The sequence below is a fragment of the Gilliamella sp. A7 genome, from assembly GCF_002142015.1.
GTDB classification, from domain to species: Bacteria; Pseudomonadota; Gammaproteobacteria; order Enterobacterales; family Orbaceae; genus Gilliamella; species Gilliamella apis_A.
On sequence record NZ_NASN01000003.1, the window covers coordinates 28,961 to 49,154 of the forward strand.

Genomic DNA, 20,194 nt, shown 5'->3' on the forward strand with positions numbered 1-20,194 from the left:
ACCTCTAAACTTGAATGAATAATAAATCGTCTTTATTACTAACATGAGTTAGTTGACAATAATCTATATGTTTATATTGATCTGAATTAATCACAATAATCGAAGTTGTTAAATCAAATTGCTGTTCGATTTTTTCGATATTAAAAGAAACGATTTTGCTTCCTTTAGCAATATGTTGACCAGTTTCTACATAAGACTGGAAATATTTACCTTGTAAGTTAACTGTGTCAATACCAATATGGATCAGTAGCTCAATACCGTTATCTAATTTTAAGCCAATTGCATGTAAAGTAGGGTAGAGTACGGTAATGGTACAATCTGCTGGGGCAAAGATTTCACCAGCTTTAGGGTAAATTGCTACTCCTTTGCCCATCGATCCTGAAGCAAATACTTCATCTTTAACTTGATTTAGCGCAATAACTTCGCCGGCAACTGGCGATAGAATGGTTGTATCATTTGTTAATGGTTGGCTAGATGAGGTTTGAATTGTCTTTGACTCTTCTTCATTTGCGATATCGTTAAAGCCAACAAGCATCGTCATAATGCATGAGCCAAAAAAAGCGAAACCTATACCAATTAAGTAACATAAGAAAGCTTTGGTTCCGGCTTCAGCATAAACCGGGATTGTCAGTACGCCTTGATTGGCAAAAGCGGTTCCATAAGAACCTCCCCAGCCCATTAAACCACCAGCGAGTGCACCACATATAACTGCACAAACCATTGGTCTTTTCAATCTAAGATTTGCTCCATAAATAGCCGGTTCGGAAATACCGAATAAGGCGGTTATTGTTGCTGAAGCGGCAACTGTTTTTAGATTCTTATTTTTAGTTTTAAAAAATACACCTAAAGCAGCGCCAGCTTGCGCAAAATTAGCCGCACCAGCAAATGCCAAAAGATTTTGTCTGCCTGTTCGCGCTACATCATTGAGACCAATTGGCACAATTGCGCGGTGAGCGCCAAATATAACTAAAATACACCATACACCACCAATAAAAGCACCTAATAAGATAGGACTAACTCCCATAATGTAGTAATAGACCCAGTTTATAAATTCGCCGATATAGTTACCAATTGGGCCAAAAATAAGTAATGTAGCCGGGATCATGATGAGTAATGAAAAAGTAGGCACCATGATAATTTTTAAGACTTCTGGAATAATATAATCTAGAAATCTTTGTACATAACTTAAAATGAACACCGCTAATATAATAGGGATAACACTTGATGTATAACTGGCTTTGGTGAGTTCGATGGCAAACAGTGTGACCTCATTTTTACTGGCCATTAAATTGACGATTGATGGATAACATAAAGTCGCACCAATAATCATAGAAATAAATTCATGAGCTTTAAAGACTCTAGCCGCAGTGTAACCTAATATAATTGGCATAAAATAGAAAACTGCATCTGATGCCGCTTGCAAAATAGTGTAGGTGTTATAGCTTTTAATATCAGTCTGATAGTAATAGTTACCAATCATAACGGCAATACCTAGAATTCCTTTTAGCATTCCTGATGCTGCGATGGCCGGAATAATTGGTGTGAAAATAGCAGCAAAAGCATTAAGTATTTTTACAGCTAAAGATAGTTTAGGTTCTGTTTGATTATTTCGTTTTACATCACCGACGAATGAGACTAATTGCTCATACACTTTAGTGACTTTATTACCTAAAACCACTTGATATTGTCCACTCCCTTCAACAACAGAAATTACGCCTTCTGTTTGTAATAATTTTTCACGATTAGCGGTTTGGTTATTGTGTAATTGGAAGCGTAATCGAGTAAAGCAGTGGGTAAAGTTAATAATATTTTCTTTACCGCCCACCAATTGTAAAATTTGTTGGGCTATTTTTGGATAGTCCATTATTTTCTCCATTACTTAAAGAATGGTTATACGTTGATAAAAAATTAAACACACTAAAAATTATCACCTTATTATCAATTAAAAATAAAACCAATTGATAATATTAATTTTTTTGCTTTAAATTTAATTTTTATCATTTTATTGAGTGGTTGCAAGCTAGCATAGTTTATAAGTTTAGACAAGTTTGTCTTAACTATTGCCAAATAATTTAATGAGAAATGTTGGTAAATAGGATAATTGTTGGTATAAAAAAGTGCACAAATCAAATAAGCTAAGAGAAATTTTAATAACTTTTTTCTTTTTCTGTGTCTGCGCAATATATCTATTATTCTTTATTAAATACTTTATTTTATAGTAATAAATTTATTGATAATTATTACTTATATATTGGTTAGCGCTTACTTTTTTTAATCATTATTAAGATTATGTTGGCTGGTTTTTAATTATCACCTTTTGTTTCCTAGCTTAATTCCATCAGCAATATAGCTATCAACTACAATACTTTTTATCGATCCAATAATGAGTGATCTAGTTATAAATGATTATTTAATTTGTATGTTTTCTGTTATTAAAATGTTCTCGTCGTAGTTAGTAGTTAAATAAAGTGTGAGATAGACTGAAGTATGAAGTGCTTTAATTTAGATTATCTTAGGGTATTTACACAATGAATGACTTCATTATCAATTTTGGGTTAGTGGATGAACTTGAAATGATGTTTAATAACTGTCGTTTATTTTACTTTAGCTGGCGTGACAATCGTTACGGTGCTTTTATCAATAATTTATTGGTTACCGCTTAACCATCAATTTTTATTAGAACTTTTATAAGCTAAATGAGTTAATTTTGAGCTGCATAATGAGATAAAAACCATGTAACTGCAATAAGATCAGCTGAGCCACCAGGACTTAGGTGGCGTTTTATCAGTTCGTCATCTAACTTAGCAATCATTTCTAGCCCATTTGGATGCATAACGCCACCTTGTTGGATTAAATCTCTTGCTTCATTTTGCACAAATTCTAATCCGGCCAGTCCTCCTCTAGAAACTAGGTTTGTGTCTTGATTGTAAGCTAGTAAGTATAGCATGGCTTGTAATAGGGCTGATTCTTCATTATAGCCACTATTCAACATTTCGCGATAAATTGGTAGTGATATTTCACGTGCGGTTGTATATCCTGATTCAGCTTCGCCTCTTGCACCAGTAAGATTATGTTGTTTAAAAAGTCGTTCTCCTACTGAATGACTGCAATTATTTTGCGATAATTCTTTATTAACCATACCGTGGCAAATATTGGCTACCTCATTACAGATCATCGGAGTAGTAGTTTGTAATTTAAGTTGCTCTAATTTACCGATGGCACTTAGTAATAGACCAAAGGCAAATATACCACCTTTATGAGTATTAACTTGTTTAGTTGCACTAAACATCGCTGTTTCACATTCAAGGCCAATTGGTCGAATATTTGCTAAAAAATCAGGTGCTGCAACGTTGGCATTATGTTTACCATATTGATAAAAGCGTTCAAACCAATTTGAAATCGCGTTAATACTTGTTATGAATGTTTGAAAATTCATATCGTGATGTGCGCCATTATTGTTCATATCAACCAATCCAGGTTTGGGTGATAAGCAGATCTCTCTAATTAACGCTTGTACAGCCAATATTGTCGGTGAGCTCAGGACATTGTGACTTATCAATTTCGATTCTAAGCTAATTACTTGCGATAAATAATTACTCATGGAATAGGTTGCCTTTACAATTAAGCTTAATAATCATTATGAGATGCTTGAGCAAGTACTTCTCGGTTACCATTATGGGCAGGTGCACTTATAATGCCTTCCATTTCCATTTGTTCCACAATTCGTGCGGCTCGGTTATAACCAATTCTAAATTTACGTTGGACACTGGATATTGATGCTCTACGTGTTTCAATGACGAAAGAAACCACTTGATCAAATAGTGGATCGAGTTCTTCATCAATAGTATCAAAGCTACCACTTTCACTATCGTCGGTGGAGACTGTTACATTTTCAATATATTTAGGTTTACCACGGGCTTTCCAATCTTGTACGACGGCATGAACTTCTTCATCCCGGACAAAAGCGCCATGAACACGAACAGGAATAGAGCTATTAGGCGCTAAATAGAGCATATCACCCATACCAAGCAGAGATTCCGCACCCATTTGATCCAAAATGGTTCGTGAGTCAATCTTACTTGAAACTGTAAATGCAATACGGGTTGGTATGTTAGCTTTAATTAAACCGGTAATAACATCAACAGAAGGTCTTTGGGTTGCAAGTACCAAATGAATACCTGCGGCTCGGGCTTTTTGGGCAAGTCGAGCAATTAACTCTTCTACTTTTTTACCAACAGCCATAATTAAATCGGCAAATTCATCAACCATAACCACAATATATGGAAGTTTTTCAAGCGTCGGCATTTCTAGATCCATACTATCGGTTGGTTTCCAGAGAGGATCAGGAATCGGTCGTCCCATCTCTTCAGCAAGCTTGATTTTCTCATTAAAACCAGCAATGTTACGCACCCCTAAGGCTGACATTAAACGATAGCGTTTTTCCATTTCATTCACACACCAGTTAAGAGCATTTGCCGCATCTTTCATATCGGTGACGACTTGAGTTAACAGATGTGGTATTCCTTCATAGATAGAGAGTTCTAACATTTTAGGATCTATCATGATGAACCTAACATCTTCCGGTTGTGATTTGTATAAAATGCTTAATATCATGGCATTAACACCAACCGATTTTCCTGAACCTGTTGTCCCTGCGACTAATAAGTGAGGCATTTTTGCTAAATCAGCAACCACCGATTGTCCAGCAATGTCTTTTCCTAAAACGACAGTAAGTGGAGATTGAGCGTTTTTGAATTGTGGGCTATCTAATACTTCTCTGAAATAAACGGTTTGTCGATTTTGATTAGGTAATTCAATACCGACATAAGGTTTACCAGGTATAACTTCTACAACCCTCACTGATGGCATTGATAATGAACGAGCTAAATCGCGATCTAGCGTTGATATTCTGGCAGCTTTAATACCCGGAGCCAGTTCGATTTCAAATCGTGTAATCACGGGTCCAGGTAGATAATCAACAACACGAGCTTTTACTCGATAATCAGATAAACTTTTTTCAATTTGCTGTGACATGGCATTTAACGCAACATGATCAACCTCAATTCGTGTTGTTGGTGGTGCCGTTAATAAACTCAACGATGGTAATGGGGTAGTTGGCTTGGGTAAAGGTTTATCATTACGTTGTAATAACGGATGAATTAAGCTTTCACCTTCATCTTCATCTTCATTGGCATCTTCATTGATAATTGGTACCGTTTGAGTTAAAGAGATGAATGGTTGTATCGTTTCTTCGATAGCAACATCATTCAAATAAATATCATCTATAGTAGGATTTTGTTGTTTAAGAAGTGAGATATCAACATCCTCTGGTATCTCAAAGCGGTTTGGAATATCATTGGTTTGATAATGATTATATTCTGGGGTAATGCTTAGTGATATTTCATCCTCAACTGGTTGTATCACAGTTGGTTCTATCACACTTTCGTTATTAAAAGTAGGATGATTTATATTTATTTCAGGTTCATGATGTTCCATAGTAAATAATGGTTTACTTGGCGCATCGGCAATCGTGTACTTATCTTCTTCGAACGGTTGGATAATCTCTAGACTATCCGTTTGGCTATTAGATTTCGCCAAATTAGTAGAATTAGTTGTACTACCTTCATTCATATTTTTTAAAATGGTTTCCATCCGCGCTAATATTGCGTCAGGATCAAGGTCTTTTTTGGCTGTCTTGTCAGTTACATCACGAGTTTCGTCTGTAGTTGTAGAGTTAGCTTCGAGTGTTTGTAATAATTGTGCTGCCGTTTTTATGAATTTTTCATCATTTTGTAATGAAATCGGATCTATTGTTGGCTCTGTTTTGTTTGTATCTATTTCAGTGGCTATTTCTGGATTATTTATCGCCAAGTTGGTTAGTTCAACACGATCTTGGTTACTATCATCTATATCAAGATGTAGATCAATTTGTGGTTCTTTTTCTTCGATAGCTGCTTCATCATTTTGATTTTGCTCAATTGATTGTGTCACTTTATCTGGCGTAAATAACCATTTTATTGGCGACAGTATTAACATAACCAATGCGCCGATTTTTTCAAATAGATAAAGCCAAGAAAAGCCAGTCAGTAATGTAACACAAGCTAAGGTTGTAGTCAGTAAAGCTAAAGAGGTGACTAAGTTGCTCATAACAGGTAACAAACTTTCAATGACCATTGAACCTAGATACCCACCGGCTTGGAATTGTTCTGGGTCACGAATATTTAAGGTAAAAAAACCACAACAACTAAGTACAAAAGCTAATATACCTATAATTCGAAATGAAACACTGAAATAGTTAATTGGTTCATTACTATGACGGTAAAAATAGCCCATTGATTGTAAACAAAAGAAAATAATAATAATAGGTAAACTAAAAGCAATCAGTCCAAAAAACTGAAATAAAATATCAGCAGCGTATGCACCAATATAACCACCAAAATTGGTAATAGGATTATGCCAAGCAGTACGTGACCAACCCGGATCCGATGGGTTGTAAGTAAAAAGTGATAAAAATAAACAAACAGACAATCCTATTAATGTTAATAGAATTAATTGAATAACAATATTTCTTCTAGTAATTTTAAATTTTTTCAAACACGTACCTAAAAGCTATTTTAATTAAAAATTTTAGCTATTTTATCATAAATTGAACCCACTTATAGCGAGAATGGCATATAAAAAGTAATTTATTGGTATTAGTATGAATTCAATTCGATCAAGGTTTGTTTAAATCTCTGCGCATTTAATACATAGTGTTGAGCATTTGTAATGTTGGCTAGAATTTCTTTCTCAGTCAATTTACGAATAATTTTAGCTGGAGATCCCATAATTAGGCAACCTTCTTCATATGGTAAGCTGTGAGTAACCAGCGAGTTAGCGCCTACTAAGCAATTTTTGGCAATTTTAGCATTATTTAAAATTGTGCTACCCATACCAATTAAAACATTATCTTCGACCGTGCAACTATGTAAAATGACGTTATGGCCAATTGTTACGTTTTCACCAATAATACATGGAACTTTAGTTTCAATATGAATCGTAGAGTTATCTTGAACATTACTGTTTTTACCAATATGTATCTTGGCGATATCACCACGTAAAACTGCATTAAACCAAATAGATACATTTTCATCTAAAACCACATCACCAATAATATCGGCAGAGTTGGCAACAAAGCAAGTTGGATTAATTTGTGGTTTTAAGTTGTCTAATTGATAAATCATGTTTTTTTCCTTGTTATATTTCTAACACTCAAAAATAAACCGACGGCTAAGAAGTTACAGATCACCATAGAACCAACCATTAACGATTCAGTTAAACTATTAGTAACCGAGGTTGTAGTCTGTGTTGAAACGAGTGTAGAAAGTAAAACACCAATAGCGCCGGCAACCGCAAAGCGAATCGTGCCTGCAAGTGAGGATGCGGTTCCGGCGATATGAGAATAACAATCAAGAATTACCGCCATGCAATTCCCTCCTATGGTTGAAATACAACCGATATAACCAGCAATAAATATGACTAAAAAGAAAAATCCAAAGTAAAATATACTGGTAATTGCCATACCAATTGTCATTACAAACTGAATTAATAATCCTAATTGTATCATTTTTATCGAGCCAACTCGTCGTACCAGACGGCTATTTAGGGTGTTCATAAATATCATAACTAAAATATTTATAGCAAAGTAATAACCAAAATTGATTGAAGCAACACCATGTAAATTAATATAAACAAATGGCCCCAGACTGAGAAATGAGAATAGTCCTGCTCCAGAAAATGCGCCAATCATCATATAAGTAAATACTTGCCTATGTCTAAATAACGCAATGAAATTGCTTAAAATTCTAATTATGCTAAATTTATCACGTTTCGATTTGGCTAAGGTTTCAGGGATATTGATTGTTACCAAGCCTAGGCAGATGATAGCCATTAAACTAAGAACATAAAAGTTTGCTTGCCAGTCAAGCCAAAATAGAATAAAACCGCCAATAATTGGTGCAAGTAGTGGGGCAACATTAGAGATGAGCATGACAAAAGACATCATTTTTGAAAACTCATCACGATCACGATAAATATCTTTCATTAATGCATTAATGACAATGGTAGTAGCTGATGCCGCTATGCCATGAAAAAATCGAGCAGTAATTAATTGATTTATATTGGCAGCTAGACTACAACATAATGCTGCAATGATGAAGATAATTAGCCCAAAAGTTAAAACTTTCCGTCGTCCATAGCTATCGGTTAGAGGGCCAAATAAAAGTTGGCCTAGTGAAAATCCTAATAAATAACAACTTATCGTTAATTGTACAGTGGAGTCGGCAACATTAAATTTTTCGGCAATAGTTGGCATACTTGGCAAATACATATCAATGGATAATGGCATCAACATTGAAATTAAACCAAGAATAAAAATGAGTGCTTGTTTAGAAACCTTGATTGCTATTTGCGGATCTTGTGTTTGCACGTCGTCATTCCTTTGGAGCTAAAATTTAGCAAAAATCATTATTTATTCAATCTAATCAAAAATACTAATTAAACGAATTGATCTCGTCCTGAGTAAGTGGCCGATATTCACCTTCAGGTATATCAAGAACAATATTGCCGATCTGTTTGCGATGTAATTGGGTGACATGGTTATTTACCGCTGCGAACATTCGTTTTACTTGGTGATATCGCCCTTCGCTTATAGTGAGTTCTGCATGATAATCGTCAATGATAATCAATTTAGCTGGTTCGGTCAGAGTTTTTTCACTTTTTAACTGAATGCCTTGTTTAAAGATATCAATAAGATTAGCGGTAAGTGGTTGTTCAACCGTCACTTGATAAACTTTTTCACAATGATGTTTAGGTGATGTTATACGATGTGACCACTTACCATCATCGGTTAATAAAACCAAACCAGTGGTATCAAGATCCAGTCTGCCTGCTGAATGCAGTTTTTCTGCCATAGGTTCATCAATAAAATAGAGGATAGTTGGATGATCCGGATCATCAGTAGAACAGACATAACCTTGTGGTTTATTGAGCATAAAGTAGCGATTTTCGGTAATAGGGACGATTTCGAAACCATCATATTCTACAATTTGATCTGGTGAGATATGATAAGCACCTGATTTGACAATATCACCATTAACGGTAACTTTTTGGGCTTTAAGTTCTTTATTGACTATTGTTCGACTCACACCTAAATGGTGAGCAAGAAATTTATCCAGTCGCATATTTAAATACTGTTCCTATATACAATCTAATGGTGTATAAATATCAAAACGATGATTTTTAGTTTTAATTTCAGCCGTTGGTTTTTGATTGGCTAAAAATGGTGCATAATCAGGCCGTTTGACAACAACTCGTTTTTTGGCTAATCGCCTTGCCGGTTCGAGCAAACTTTCGGCATCAAGATCACTACCGACTAATTGTTGAAAAATACGCATCTCTTTTTTGACTAATGCACTTTTTTGTCGATGTGGAAACATCGGATCAAGATACACCACATCAGGTTTATCTTGATATAAGCTGAGTCCATGTAAGCTTGAATTATAAATTAAACATAACTGTTTTTGTAATAATTGACCAATAGTCGGATCTTGATAAGCACGATCAAGTCCATCAGCGAGTAAAGCTGCGACTACCGGATGACGCTCAAACATGGTAACCTGACAGCCAATAGAAGCTAATACGAAGGCATCTCGTCCTAATCCTGCAGTGGCATCAATAACGGTTGGTAAATAACTACCTTTAACGCCAACGGCTTTAGCGATAGCTTCACCACGGCCACCACCAAATTGACGACGATGTGCCATTGTGCCTGACACAAAATTAACTGCGACTGCACCTAATTTGGGCTCATCGGTTTTTTGTAACTCAAGTTGATGAGCTTGACTAACTAAAACAAATGGAAGTTCAATATGATCGGATAACCACTGCTCAGCTAATTGTTTTAGCTGAGCAGTATTGACATTAGTGGATTCCATAATGACGAAGTAATGCCTCAAGTTGTGGTTCACGACCACGGAAATTTTTAAACAATGTCATAGGTTCATCACTGCCACCTTGGGACAAAATATTATCAAGAAATGCATTACCGGTTGATTCATTAAAAATTCCTTCTTCTTCAAAACGAGAAAATGCATCAGCCGATAAAACTTCCGCCCAGAGATAACTATAATAACCAGCTGCATAACCACCAGCAAAAATATGGCTAAATGCATGTGGGAATCGTCCCCAATCAACAGTAGGTACCACTGCAACTTGTTGTCTGACCTGTTTTAATGTCTCTAAAATATCCGGTGCATTGTTACTATGTAGTTTAAAATCAAATAAACCAAATTCTAATTGACGTAAAATAAATAATGCTGCTTGGAAGTTTTTGGCATCTAGCATTTTATCTAGCATCTCTTTAGGTAAAGGTTCTCCAGTTTGATAATGACCGGAGATAAATTCTAAAGCCTCAGGTTGCCAGCACCAATTCTCTAAAAATTGACTTGGTAATTCAACGGCATCCCAGGGAACTCCATTAATACCTGCTACCGACGACACCTCAATTTCAGTCAACATATGATGTAATCCATGACCAAATTCATGGAATAACGTGGTGACTTCATTGTGGGTGAATAATGCTGGTTGATCACCAATTGGACGATTAAAGTTACAGGTTAAATAAGCTACAGGTTTTTGCAGATGACCATCGGCAAAACGCATTTGGCCAATACAATCATCCATCCAAGCTCCGCCACGTTTATGTTCACGGGCATATAAGTCTAGATAAAAACTACCTTTTAATTCACCATTGGCTGCATAAAGATCATAAAATTTTACCTCTGGCGCCCAAACTTCTACGTCGTGGCGTTGTTTAGCGGTAATACCAAAAATACGGCGCACGACTTCAAATAATCCACTAACGACACGTTGTTCAGGGAAATAAGGGCGAAGTTCTTCATCATTGATAGTATATAGATGTTGTTTTTGTTTTTCGCTGTAATAAGCGATATCCCAAGGTTTAATATCACTAGCTCCAAAGAACTCATAAGCATATCTTTTTAAATCGGCTAACTCTTTTTCACCTTGCGGTTTGGCCTTGCTAGCTAAATCAGTTAAAAAGGCAGTAACTTGAGCAGTAGTTTCAGCCATTTTGGTCGCTAATGATTTGTCGGCATAAGTTTCAAAACCGAGTAATTTAGCAAGTTCATCACGAAGTGCTAAAATTTGTTTAATAATATCGGTATTATCCCATTTACCTGCATTAGGCCCTTGATCGGATGCGCGAGTATTATATGCTTGATAAAGTTCAAAGCGTAAGTCTCGATTATCACAGTAGGTCATAATTGGTAAATAACTTGGCATATCTAAAGTCAGTAACCAACCTTCTTGATTTTTAGCTTTTGCTTGTTCTTTTGCTGCAGCTAAGGCACTTTCGGGTAATCCAGATAAATCGTCAACATTAGTAATTAGTTTGGACCATCCCATTGTTGCATCTAATACATTGTTACTATATTGCGATGATAATTCTGAAAGTTTGGCAACAATTTCACCATAACGTTTTTGTTTATCATCTGATAAACCAATTCCAGATAATTCAAAATCACGTAAAGCATTGTCGATCACTTTTTTCTGTGCCTTACTTAAATTTTCATAATGCTTGCTATCTTTAAGTTGTTTGTAAGCTTGATATAGCGGTTTATGTTGTCCAACCCAAGTACTGTATTCCGAGAGTAATGGTAAACAAGCTTCATAAGCTTCACGTAATTCAGGACTATTTTTCACTGAATTAAGATGACTAACAGGTGACCATGCTCGGCTAAATTTTTCATCCATTTCATCAATGGGTTGTATTAGGTTATCCCAAGTGTATTCACTATTTTGTTCCAATACTGATTCGATTGTTTTACGACAGTTGTTTAATGTCTCTTGAATAGCAGGCAGAACATGCTCAGGTTTAATTTTTGAAAATTGGGGTAATGATGAATTGCTTAATAGTGGGTTAGTCATACTGCGATACCTTATGCGAATGATTATGATTCTTAATAAAACATTATGTTGTGGCTAAAAACCTTAATTCAAGTCAAAATGCTGATTGGGTTTAATTATAAACCCATTAATTTACGCTCACGTTGCCATTCAGTCGGTGTATATGTTTTTATTGATAATGCATGGATCCGATTATCATTAATAAATTCGGCTAAAGGTGCATATATAGCTTGTTGTTTTTTTACTCTACTTAATTCGGCAAACATTTCACTAACTGCAATAACTTGAAAGTGGCTGCCATCATCTGTCATTACATGAACATCATCGAGGTCGAGTGAACTTTTTAATTTAGCTATAATTTCTTGCTTATCCATTATTTAAACTCTTAGTATTTATATTTTTATATTAAAAAATTTTGAGGAAAGGGGGTTTTATTATGAAATTGCATTAACAGTTATTGATTAATAACTGTTTGCAAATCATAAAGTTCAATTAATGTTTGTAACTGGGGGCTGATCCCGGTTAATTTGATATTATATTGGTTACAAAAATAGACCAGTGTCGCAAGCCCAGAAGAGTCAACTCGGGTAACTTGCGTTACATTGATATCCGTTACACCATTTAAAAGTGTATTTTGTGTTGACCATAAATCATTTAATGAGTGAGCATCAAGCTCACCGATTAAATTAAGTGTATTTTGTTGTTTTTCTGCTTGGATTCGCGACATGATGAACTAACCTTTTTGTTTAGCGTTTGGATCAATATTGCGAATAGATAGATCATTTAACTGTTTAGTTAATGCATCAATTCCATCTTGGCGTAAAATTGTTGACCATTCATTTTGTTTGGTTGTAATCATACTTACGCCTTCAGCTATTAAATCATAAGCTTTCCATTGACCAGTTACGGTATTTTTTCGCCATTGGAAATCAATGCGTAATGGTTGTTGATTTTTATCTGGTTGATTTAATAATACACGGATAGAAATTATTGATTTACCGGTTAAATCTTTTGAGGCTTCAACTTGATAAGATTGACCGTTATACATTGAAAGCGCTTGGGCAAAAGCTTGAACCAGATAGTTTTCGAAAGCTTTGAAATAAGCCGTACGTTGTGTATCAGTTGCAGTTTTATACGCATTACCCAAGATGAGTGCACCGGCATATTTAACTTGTACATAAGGTAGTAAGTCAGCTCTGACGATATCTTTAAGTTTATTTGGATTTGATTTAAGCGTCGCTGATTGCGCTTTCATAGAACTAAAAATTTTGTCTGCTGCAACTTGCATATCTTTATATGGATCATTTTCTGCAAACGCTGCTGTACTTATCATTAATGCAAGTATTAAAAATAAGCTTTGTTTCAATTTGGTTAACATAGTTACTCCTCACTTTCAGGTATCTTATTTGTTATCTTTAGCTGACGATCCACCAGCGCTATATAAAAACTTCCCAATTAAATCTTCAATCAACATGGCAGGTTTTGTATTGTTAATGACATAACCATTTATAAAATAAGCTGGTTTCTTGTTAATATCATTATTGATTGGTACATTTGCATCATTTGCATCGTCTGCATCTAGTTCGTGTTCACTTTGTTGATCTAATCCGATATTAATATCAATGAATTGTTCACCTAATAGGCCAGAGGTTTTGATAGAAAGTGAACTAGAGCTCGGAATTTTATCGTATTGGGCATCTAGATCCATAGTAACATAAGGTTTATAAGCATCATTATTGACTGATTTTAAGCTAATATCACTGACACGACCAATTACTACCCCACCAATTTTTATTGGTGATCTTACCTTTAATCCACCAATATTATCAAATACTGCATAAACACGGTAAGAATTATGACTAGCAAAAGATGTTGGGTCAGTAACTCTAAAGCATAAAAAGAGTACTGAGCAGATCACCAGTACCATAAATAATCCTACTGTAATTTCAACTTTACGACTCATGTTTAATGACCTCAATTACTAAACATTAATGCGGTTAAAATAAAATCTAACCCCAAAATAACTAATGATGAATAGACAACAGTGTTGGTTGTTGCCCGACTGATTCCTTCTGATGTTGGTACGCAATCATAACCATTAAATAATGCAATCCATGTACTAGCGATTGCAAAAGCAAAGCTTTTTATAAAACAATTGCCTAAATCGTGCCACCAATCGACATTACTTTGAATAGAAGACCAAAAAAATCCAGCATCAATACCTTTCCAATCAACACCGACTAATACACCGCCTAAAATACCAACAGCGACAAAAATTGCGGTTAAAAATGGCATACAGAAAAATCCCGCCCAAAACCGTGGTGCAATAATTCTTCTTAATGGATCGATCGCCATCATCTCCATACTTGACAATTGTTCAGTGGCCTTCATTAATCCTATTTCGGCAGTTAGGGCTGAACCAGCTCGGCCGGCAAAAAGTAATCCAGCAACCACAGGACCAAGCTCTCGTAATAAAGCAAGGGCAACTAGCATCCCTAAACTTGCTTCGGCACCAAAGGTAGTTAAAATAAAATAACCTTGTAACGCCAATACCATACCTATAAAAAGACCAGATACGATAATAATGGAAAGCGATTGTACACCGACAAAATAAAATTGTTTAACAAGTAATGGAAATTGTTTGCTAAATTGAGGTTTACCGATAAGTGCACCAAATAGCATAACTCCTGAGCGGCCTAACATAGCAATAATATTAATTATTGATTGACCAAGTTTTGCAATTAAGTTCAACATTAGTTTGCACCTCTACTTAGGTCTAATTTGTAATCAACAGCCGGATAATGAAAGGGTACTGGACCATCGGCTAAACCTTCAAGGAATTGCTTAACGCGTAGATCATCATTATTACGCAATTCTTGAGACGTTCCACCAGCAATAATATGTTGTTCAGCAACAATGTATGCATAGTCAGCAATACTTAACACTTCATTAACATCATGGCTAACTACAATACAGGTTAAGCCAAGCGATTGATTGAGTTCAGCAATAAGCTTAACGATCACTCCCATTGATATCGGATCCTGTCCAGCGAATGGTTCATCAAACATAATGAGATCCGGATCGAGAGCGATAGCTCTGGCTAACGCGGCACGCCGAGCCATACCTCCAGATAATTCGGAAGGCATCATATTGGCAGCGCCACGAAGGCCTACTGATTGTAGTTTCATCAAGACTAAATTATGTAAAACTGGCTCAGGTAAATTTAGATGCTCACGTAATGGATAAGCAACATTATCAAATACCGATAAGTCAGTGAATAATGCACCTGATTGAAATAGCATGCTCATGCGTTTACGGACTTCATATAGCCGTGAGCGTGTCATACTAGGAACATCTTCACCATCAAATAAAATTTGACCAGCTTGTGGTTTTAATTGCCCACCAATAAGTCTTAATAGCGTAGTTTTACCTATCCCAGATGGCCCCATGATAGCGGTGACTTTGCCTTTGGGTACCGTTAGGTTCATATTTTTGTAAATAGGCCGAGTACCACGATAAAAAGACATATCGTGAATTTCGACCAAATTTTGCTGTAATGTGTCAGTCACAATGAGTTCCTACACTACTATAATTGAATTTTGAGTATTCTACTTGATTATTGTAAATAAACAAATGCGTTAAATGAATTGGTAATTTTAGCAATAATAAGTATAAAACATAAGGAATTTTATTGTTCATCTTTTTATGCTAATACTTTATCTTAAAAACTTAATGTTAGTTTACGTAATTGGAGCTTTATTTAAATTTTATAGTGGTACTGTTATTAGAGTACCCACTATTATCAATTTATTATTGGTTGTTGTTATTACTCATGTCGAGCTTTACGAGCCAAATAATTACCAGTACTTTGTACAAACTGAATTGCAATAACTAAAATCACGAAACAAATGTAGGTAACCGTTGTATCGAATCGTTGATAACCGTATGAAACGGCTAGATCACCAATACCACCAGCACCGATGGCTCCAGCCATCGCAGTTGCACCAATTAAACCAATTGTCGCAGTAGTTAGGGTTAAAATTAAAGAGCTAAATGCCTCTGGTAGCATAAAATGCCAAATAATTTGTATTGGCGTTGCGCCCATTGATTCAGCTGCTTCAATAATACCACTATTTACATCGAGCAATGAGTTTTCGACTAATCGAGAAATATATGGTGCGACATAGAAGGTTAATGGCACAATTGCTGCAGTTGTGCCTATTGAACTACCAACTATTAATTTGGTTAAGGGGAGAATTGCCACTAGCAAGATAATAAAAGGTAATGAGCGAACGAGATTGATAATTGGATTAATTATCTGATAAATCTTTTTATTTTCAAGCAATCCAGACGGTCGAGTAGTGACTAAACAAATACCCAATGGCACGCCAATTAATGATCCTAATGTTAAAGCAAAAACTACCATATACAAAGTTTCATAAGATGCCTGAGCAAATTGTGCACTAGTTACGTTAGTTGCAAAAGTTGTGCTTAAATAATTTATAATATCATTTACTATTTCCATTAATTGCTCTCCCAATGTTGGATTTCTGTAACGTTTACCCCATGCTCACGAAGAAAATGTACCGATTGTTCGATATTACTATCACTACCTTTTAGTTGAACAAACATGCTGCCCAATACAGTTTTTTCAATTTCTGACATATGAGCAAACAAAATATTGACGACAACTTTTTGTTGTAATATTAACGAATTCATAACAGGTTCAGAGGCTGAACGACCCAGAAATTCAAGCTTAAACAATTTTATATTGTTTTTATCTCCTTCTATCTCTAAGAGATTTTCAACCACTCCCGCTGGGATTTGATCATTAATTACTGAGCTAACAAAATTTTGTGTGGTTTTATGTTTGGGATGACCAAACACATCAAGTACATTGCCATGTTCAATAATTTTACCTTTTTCCATCACCGCGACTTTATGACAAACCTGTTCTATAACATGCATTTCATGGGTAATTAATACCACGGTAATTTTATATTGATCATTAATTTTTTTGATTAATTCCAAAATTGATTGCGTGGTTTGCGGATCGAGTGCTGATGTAGCTTCATCACAAAGTAAAATATCGGGATCATTGGCCAAAGCCCTAGCGATGCCAATACGTTGTTTTTGGCCTCCTGATAGCTCTTTAGGGTAGCTATGGGCTTTATCACTTAAGCCAACAAACTCAAGCAGTTCATAGACTTTTTGTTTAATCGCTTGTTTGTTTTTTTTGATTAATACTAAAGGGATGGCAATGTTTTCATATACAGTTTTCGATTCAAGTAGATTGAAATGCTGAAAAATCATACCAATTTTACGACGTACTTGCCGTAGTTGTGGATTTGATAATTGATTTAATGATTGGTTTTGAATAATAACATTGCCTTGTGTCGGTTTTTCCAGAAAATTTATAAGACGTACTAATGTACTTTTTCCTGCACCACTATAGCCAATAATGCCGTAAATATCGCCTTTTTGGATGGTTAAATTGATATTTTGTAATGCTTGAGTCGTAATTCCATTGCGTTCATATTGTTTCGATACATTTTCAAATTTTATCATTATGTTATACCTATCAATGTTTGGCTAATTCAATCAATCCGAGTTGCGCAAGATTTGCGAGATAATTAGCTGCTGGCATTATCATATTGCGATTAACTAAAAATTTAGGATGGTGTAGTGCATAGGGGCTTTGCGAGCCAAGATTGATAAATGCACCGGGAACATGATGTAAGTAGTGAGCAAAATCTTCACCGCCGAGTTGTGGTTGAAAGTCAACAACCTCATAACCTTCCTGTTTTGCAATGTTTTGGCAAAAATCGACCCATTTAGCCACGTTTATGATTGATGGTGGTCCATCAAACCATCTTAACTCGGCTTCAGCGCCCATACTAAAGGCAATATTTTCGACAATGCTAGTTAGTTGTTGCTTGACCTTTAGCCTTATATCGGGGGTAAGTGTCCTTACGGTACCTTCCATTTCAACTGTTTCAGGGATCACATTCCAAGTGTTTCCACCTAAGAATTTGGTAATGCTAACCACTACGGGGTCGAGCCCACTTATGGTACGACTGGAAATTGTTTGTATCGCATTAACAATCTGTGCACCAATGACAATTGGATCAATACCTGATTCAGGTCTTGCAGCGTGTGCTCCAATTCCCTTTACCGTAATTTCAATACGATCTACATTAGCTGAAAAAGGGCCTGCTCGTGAAGCCATTTGGTTAATGGTTAAGTTAGGATTATTATGCATACCAAAAATGGCATCAACCCCATTGAGTGCACCAATTTCGATAAAATGTAACGCGCCGCTAAAATTTTCTTCGGCTGGCTGAAAAAGTAACCGAACAGTTCCTTTTAGTTGCTGTTCATTAGCTTTTAATAAATAAGCAGCTCCCATTAACACAGATGTATGCAAGTCATGACCACAAGCATGCATAACGCCTTGTTTGGTTGAACGGTATTGACAATCAGATTGTTCATCTATGGGTAGGGCGTCAATATCTGCTCGTAAGGCAACAACTGGGCTTCCTGAGCCAATTTCGGCGATAACACCAGTTTTTGCCCCCAGTTCTAAAATACGAATGTTAGCTTGTTCTAGGCAAGTTCTTAACTTTTTTGTTGTTTCAAATTCTTGATTGGAAAGTTCTGGATTTTTATGTAAATCAAGAAAAAGTTGCTCAACAATAGGGGCAATCGTGTCAGTCATGGCATATCCAATAGATATCAATTTTTGATACTTTTACGGTAGCACAGCTGACTTTTTTGCTCTAATAATCGTTTTTTATAACTTATTCCAAAAAGTTATAAGATAGAAGTACATGGAATAAATGAATTGTTATTTGTATGTTAGAGTGTTTGTTAAATTTACATTTCACTGAGGATAGTTCAAATGAAAATAAGTTTTATCAAACAAAAATTTGTTAACAATGTTGCACTATTGGCATTATTTAGTTCTATTTTTTTAATTAGCGCATGTGATAACTCATCATCTAAGGTTGATAATCAAACTAAAAAAGAGATCAGTATGGGCGTATCACCAGGGCCGTATAATGATCTGTTCAAAGATGCTGTTAAACCAATACTTGAAGCTGAAGGTTATAAAGTTAAATTAGTTAATTTTCCTCATTTATTAGAATCTGATGTAGCATTAAGCGAAGGAAGTATTGATTTAACTGTTGCTCAGCATACCGCTTATATGGATGTCTTTAATAGTCAACGTAAAGCAAATTTAAAACCGGTAGTGCATGTACCTTCAGTGCCTGCGGCAATATTTTCTAATAAATATACTTCAATCAAAAATGTCTTTTCTGGTGCTAAAATTGGTATTCCTCAAGATGCCTCAAATGCGGCTCGTTCATATAATTTATTGGAAAAAGCCGGTTGGATTAAGTTAAAACCAAATACTAATCCAATTATTGTTAGCAAAAATGATATTGCCGAAAATATTGCTGGTGTGGATATTGTTGAAATGGATTCTGCCAATATTCCAAGAGTCTTAAATGAGTTAGACTTTGCTGTTATTCCTGGAAGTATCGTTTATTCTGCCAATATAGATTCGATAAGAGCGTTGTTATCAGAAACAATTATCCCTGATTTAGAAATCATGGTGGTGGTTAATGGTGGTAATGAAAATAGCCAGTGGGCAAAAGATATAAAGCGTATTTATCAGTCGCAGCAATTTAAAGAATATATGAAAGAACACAACCAAAATGGTTATTGGGTCATGCCACAAGAATAATAAGTTTGCCCGTTTAAATACGGGCTATTTAATATTTAGGCATACTGGTATCAATGAGTTGTGCCCATGCGTCAATGCCACCAGTTAAATTATATAGAAAATCACTATCAAAACCATTTTCGACCAAATAGTTAGCTACATTGAGGCTTCTTACGCCATGATGGCAATAAATCACAATATCTACTTCGTCAGGAATTTTATCTAAATAAAGTGGTATTAAATTCATTGGAATATGATTGGCGCCGTCAAGCATACAAATGGCGACTTCATTAGCTTCTCGGACATCAAGTAAATAGAGTGGTGCTTTACTCTCAATTTTTTGTTTTAGTTGTAATGGGCTAATTTCTTTTATCATTGTCATTTTTCAAACTCATTTTAATTTCGGCAAAAATTTTGAGGAACGGGGTTTTTGGTAGCAAATTTGCTGTTGTTTAATTAAAAATCCCACCTTAACTAAATCTTATTGATCAATAACAA

20 protein-coding genes are annotated in these 20,194 nt (G+C 35.4%); 2 read left to right on the forward strand and 18 right to left on the reverse strand.

What is annotated here, in order from left to right:
* Nucleotides 1–4: 4 nt before the first annotated feature.
* Nucleotides 5–1,864 carry a beta-glucoside-specific PTS transporter subunit IIABC gene (locus B6D18_RS01600; RefSeq protein ID WP_086362839.1) on the reverse strand — a complete coding sequence of 620 codons (1,860 nt, stop codon included), beginning with the start codon at nt 1,862–1,864 and terminating at the stop codon, nt 5–7.
* Between the two features lie 664 nt (nt 1,865–2,528).
* On the opposite strand from B6D18_RS01600, the gene B6D18_RS12880 reads away from it, so the two are divergent.
* A complete protein-coding gene (locus B6D18_RS12880) occupies nt 2,529–2,663 on the forward strand; it encodes a hypothetical protein (protein ID WP_256363477.1) in 135 nt (44 codons plus the stop codon).
* Nucleotides 2,664–2,701: 38 nt separating this feature from the next.
* On the opposite strand, the gene citG is transcribed toward B6D18_RS12880, so the two are convergent.
* The 16 genes from citG to B6D18_RS01680 all read right to left on the reverse strand — a co-directional run bounded on the left by citG (nt 2,702) and on the right by B6D18_RS01680 (nt 18,685).
* Nucleotides 2,702–3,601 (reverse strand): triphosphoribosyl-dephospho-CoA synthase CitG, encoded by a 900-nt coding sequence (citG, locus tag B6D18_RS01605; RefSeq protein WP_086362840.1) that lies wholly within the window; start codon nt 3,599–3,601, stop codon nt 2,702–2,704.
* A gap of 26 nt (nt 3,602–3,627) precedes the next feature.
* Nucleotides 3,628–6,594 (reverse strand): DNA translocase FtsK 4TM domain-containing protein, encoded by a 2,967-nt coding sequence (locus B6D18_RS12940; RefSeq protein ID WP_086362841.1) that lies wholly within the window; start codon nt 6,592–6,594, stop codon nt 3,628–3,630.
* Nucleotides 6,595–6,695: 101 nt separating this feature from the next.
* The gene (locus B6D18_RS01615; RefSeq protein ID WP_086362842.1) at nt 6,696–7,223 is read right to left on the reverse strand and encodes a gamma carbonic anhydrase family protein; all 528 of its coding nucleotides are present in this window, start codon (nt 7,221–7,223) and stop codon (nt 6,696–6,698) included.
* Nucleotides 7,220–8,467 carry a Bcr/CflA family multidrug efflux MFS transporter gene (locus tag B6D18_RS01620; RefSeq protein WP_216818800.1) on the reverse strand — a complete coding sequence of 416 codons (1,248 nt, stop codon included), beginning with the start codon at nt 8,465–8,467 and terminating at the stop codon, nt 7,220–7,222. The genes B6D18_RS01615 and B6D18_RS01620 overlap by 4 nt, the downstream gene beginning before the upstream one ends.
* Before the next feature lie 64 nt (nt 8,468–8,531).
* Nucleotides 8,532–9,221: a 16S rRNA pseudouridine(516) synthase RsuA gene (gene rsuA / locus B6D18_RS01625; RefSeq protein ID WP_034901248.1), complete on the reverse strand. Its 690-nt coding sequence runs from the start codon at nt 9,219–9,221 to the stop codon at nt 8,532–8,534.
* Nucleotides 9,222–9,236: 15 nt separating this feature from the next.
* Entirely contained in the window at nt 9,237–9,974 is a 738-nt protein-coding gene (locus B6D18_RS01630) for a class I SAM-dependent methyltransferase (protein ID WP_086362843.1), read from the reverse strand.
* A complete protein-coding gene (gene prlC / locus B6D18_RS01635; RefSeq protein WP_086362844.1) occupies nt 9,961–11,988 on the reverse strand; it encodes an oligopeptidase A in 2,028 nt (675 codons plus the stop codon). Before prlC ends, B6D18_RS01630 begins: the two co-directional genes overlap by 14 nt.
* A 95-nt stretch (nt 11,989–12,083) precedes the next feature.
* Complete coding sequence (locus B6D18_RS01640; protein ID WP_086362845.1) at nt 12,084–12,341, reverse strand: BolA family protein; 258 nt, start codon at nt 12,339–12,341, stop codon at nt 12,084–12,086.
* Nucleotides 12,342–12,421: 80 nt separating this feature from the next.
* On the reverse strand, nt 12,422–12,694 hold the full coding sequence (locus B6D18_RS01645) for an STAS domain-containing protein (protein ID WP_034901259.1): 273 nt from the start codon (nt 12,692–12,694) through the stop codon (nt 12,422–12,424).
* Nucleotides 12,695–12,700: 6 nt separating this feature from the next.
* Entirely contained in the window at nt 12,701–13,345 is a 645-nt protein-coding gene (gene mlaC, locus B6D18_RS01650) for a phospholipid-binding protein MlaC (RefSeq protein WP_086362846.1), read from the reverse strand.
* A 24-nt stretch (nt 13,346–13,369) separates the two neighbouring features.
* On the reverse strand, nt 13,370–13,930 hold the full coding sequence (gene mlaD, locus B6D18_RS01655; RefSeq protein ID WP_086362847.1) for an outer membrane lipid asymmetry maintenance protein MlaD: 561 nt from the start codon (nt 13,928–13,930) through the stop codon (nt 13,370–13,372).
* Nucleotides 13,931–13,941: 11 nt separating this feature from the next.
* Nucleotides 13,942–14,721, reverse strand: a complete 780-nt coding sequence (gene mlaE, locus B6D18_RS01660; protein WP_086362848.1) for a lipid asymmetry maintenance ABC transporter permease subunit MlaE — start codon at nt 14,719–14,721, stop codon at nt 13,942–13,944.
* The gene (gene mlaF, locus B6D18_RS01665; RefSeq protein ID WP_086362849.1) at nt 14,721–15,536 is read right to left on the reverse strand and encodes a phospholipid ABC transporter ATP-binding protein MlaF; all 816 of its coding nucleotides are present in this window, start codon (nt 15,534–15,536) and stop codon (nt 14,721–14,723) included. Before mlaF ends, mlaE begins: the two co-directional genes overlap by 1 nt.
* A gap of 257 nt (nt 15,537–15,793) precedes the next feature.
* Nucleotides 15,794–16,393, reverse strand: a complete 600-nt coding sequence (locus tag B6D18_RS01670) for a methionine ABC transporter permease (protein ID WP_371328853.1) — start codon at nt 16,391–16,393, stop codon at nt 15,794–15,796.
* 98 nt (nt 16,394–16,491) lie between these two features.
* Nucleotides 16,492–17,535 carry a methionine ABC transporter ATP-binding protein gene (locus B6D18_RS01675; RefSeq protein ID WP_086362851.1) on the reverse strand — a complete coding sequence of 348 codons (1,044 nt, stop codon included), beginning with the start codon at nt 17,533–17,535 and terminating at the stop codon, nt 16,492–16,494.
* A 13-nt stretch (nt 17,536–17,548) separates the two neighbouring features.
* On the reverse strand, nt 17,549–18,685 hold the full coding sequence (locus B6D18_RS01680; RefSeq protein ID WP_086362852.1) for an amidohydrolase: 1,137 nt from the start codon (nt 18,683–18,685) through the stop codon (nt 17,549–17,551).
* 183 nt (nt 18,686–18,868) lie between these two features.
* On the opposite strand from B6D18_RS01680, the gene B6D18_RS01685 reads away from it, so the two are divergent.
* Nucleotides 18,869–19,717 carry a MetQ/NlpA family ABC transporter substrate-binding protein gene (locus B6D18_RS01685; protein WP_086362853.1) on the forward strand — a complete coding sequence of 283 codons (849 nt, stop codon included), beginning with the start codon at nt 18,869–18,871 and terminating at the stop codon, nt 19,715–19,717.
* 28 nt (nt 19,718–19,745) lie between these two features.
* Here the strand turns inward: B6D18_RS01685 and B6D18_RS01690 are convergent, their stop codons facing one another.
* Entirely contained in the window at nt 19,746–20,078 is a 333-nt protein-coding gene (locus tag B6D18_RS01690; protein ID WP_081298763.1) for a rhodanese-like domain-containing protein, read from the reverse strand.
* Between the last annotated feature and the right edge of the window lie 116 nt (nt 20,079–20,194).

What these genes read in the sequence shown, in the direction of transcription:
- B6D18_RS01600 (WP_086362839.1), bottom strand. Translation starts at nt 1,864, where the DNA reads ATGGACTATCCAAAAATAGCCCAACAAATTTTACAATTGGTGGGCGGT.
- B6D18_RS12880 (WP_256363477.1), top strand. Translation starts at nt 2,529, where the DNA reads ATGAATGACTTCATTATCAATTTTGGGTTAGTGGATGAACTTGAAATG.
- citG (WP_086362840.1), bottom strand. Translation starts at nt 3,601, where the DNA reads ATGAGTAATTATTTATCGCAAGTAATTAGCTTAGAATCGAAATTGATA.
- B6D18_RS01615 (WP_086362842.1), bottom strand. Translation starts at nt 7,223, where the DNA reads ATGATTTATCAATTAGACAACTTAAAACCACAAATTAATCCAACTTGC.
- rsuA (WP_034901248.1), bottom strand. Translation starts at nt 9,221, where the DNA reads ATGCGACTGGATAAATTTCTTGCTCACCATTTAGGTGTGAGTCGAACA.
- B6D18_RS01630 (WP_086362843.1), bottom strand. Translation starts at nt 9,974, where the DNA reads ATGGAATCCACTAATGTCAATACTGCTCAGCTAAAACAATTAGCTGAG.
- prlC (WP_086362844.1), bottom strand. Translation starts at nt 11,988, where the DNA reads ATGACTAACCCACTATTAAGCAATTCATCATTACCCCAATTTTCAAAA.
- B6D18_RS01640 (WP_086362845.1), bottom strand. Translation starts at nt 12,341, where the DNA reads ATGGATAAGCAAGAAATTATAGCTAAATTAAAAAGTTCACTCGACCTC.
- B6D18_RS01645 (WP_034901259.1), bottom strand. Translation starts at nt 12,694, where the DNA reads ATGTCGCGAATCCAAGCAGAAAAACAACAAAATACACTTAATTTAATC.
- mlaC (WP_086362846.1), bottom strand. Translation starts at nt 13,345, where the DNA reads ATGTTAACCAAATTGAAACAAAGCTTATTTTTAATACTTGCATTAATG.
- mlaD (WP_086362847.1), bottom strand. Translation starts at nt 13,930, where the DNA reads ATGAGTCGTAAAGTTGAAATTACAGTAGGATTATTTATGGTACTGGTG.
- mlaE (WP_086362848.1), bottom strand. Translation starts at nt 14,721, where the DNA reads ATGTTGAACTTAATTGCAAAACTTGGTCAATCAATAATTAATATTATT.
- B6D18_RS01670 (WP_371328853.1), bottom strand. Translation starts at nt 16,393, where the DNA reads ATGGTAGTTTTTGCTTTAACATTAGGATCATTAATTGGCGTGCCATTG.
- B6D18_RS01675 (WP_086362851.1), bottom strand. Translation starts at nt 17,535, where the DNA reads ATGATAAAATTTGAAAATGTATCGAAACAATATGAACGCAATGGAATT.
- B6D18_RS01680 (WP_086362852.1), bottom strand. Translation starts at nt 18,685, where the DNA reads ATGACTGACACGATTGCCCCTATTGTTGAGCAACTTTTTCTTGATTTA.
- B6D18_RS01685 (WP_086362853.1), top strand. Translation starts at nt 18,869, where the DNA reads ATGAAAATAAGTTTTATCAAACAAAAATTTGTTAACAATGTTGCACTA.
- B6D18_RS01690 (WP_081298763.1), bottom strand. Translation starts at nt 20,078, where the DNA reads ATGACAATGATAAAAGAAATTAGCCCATTACAACTAAAACAAAAAATT.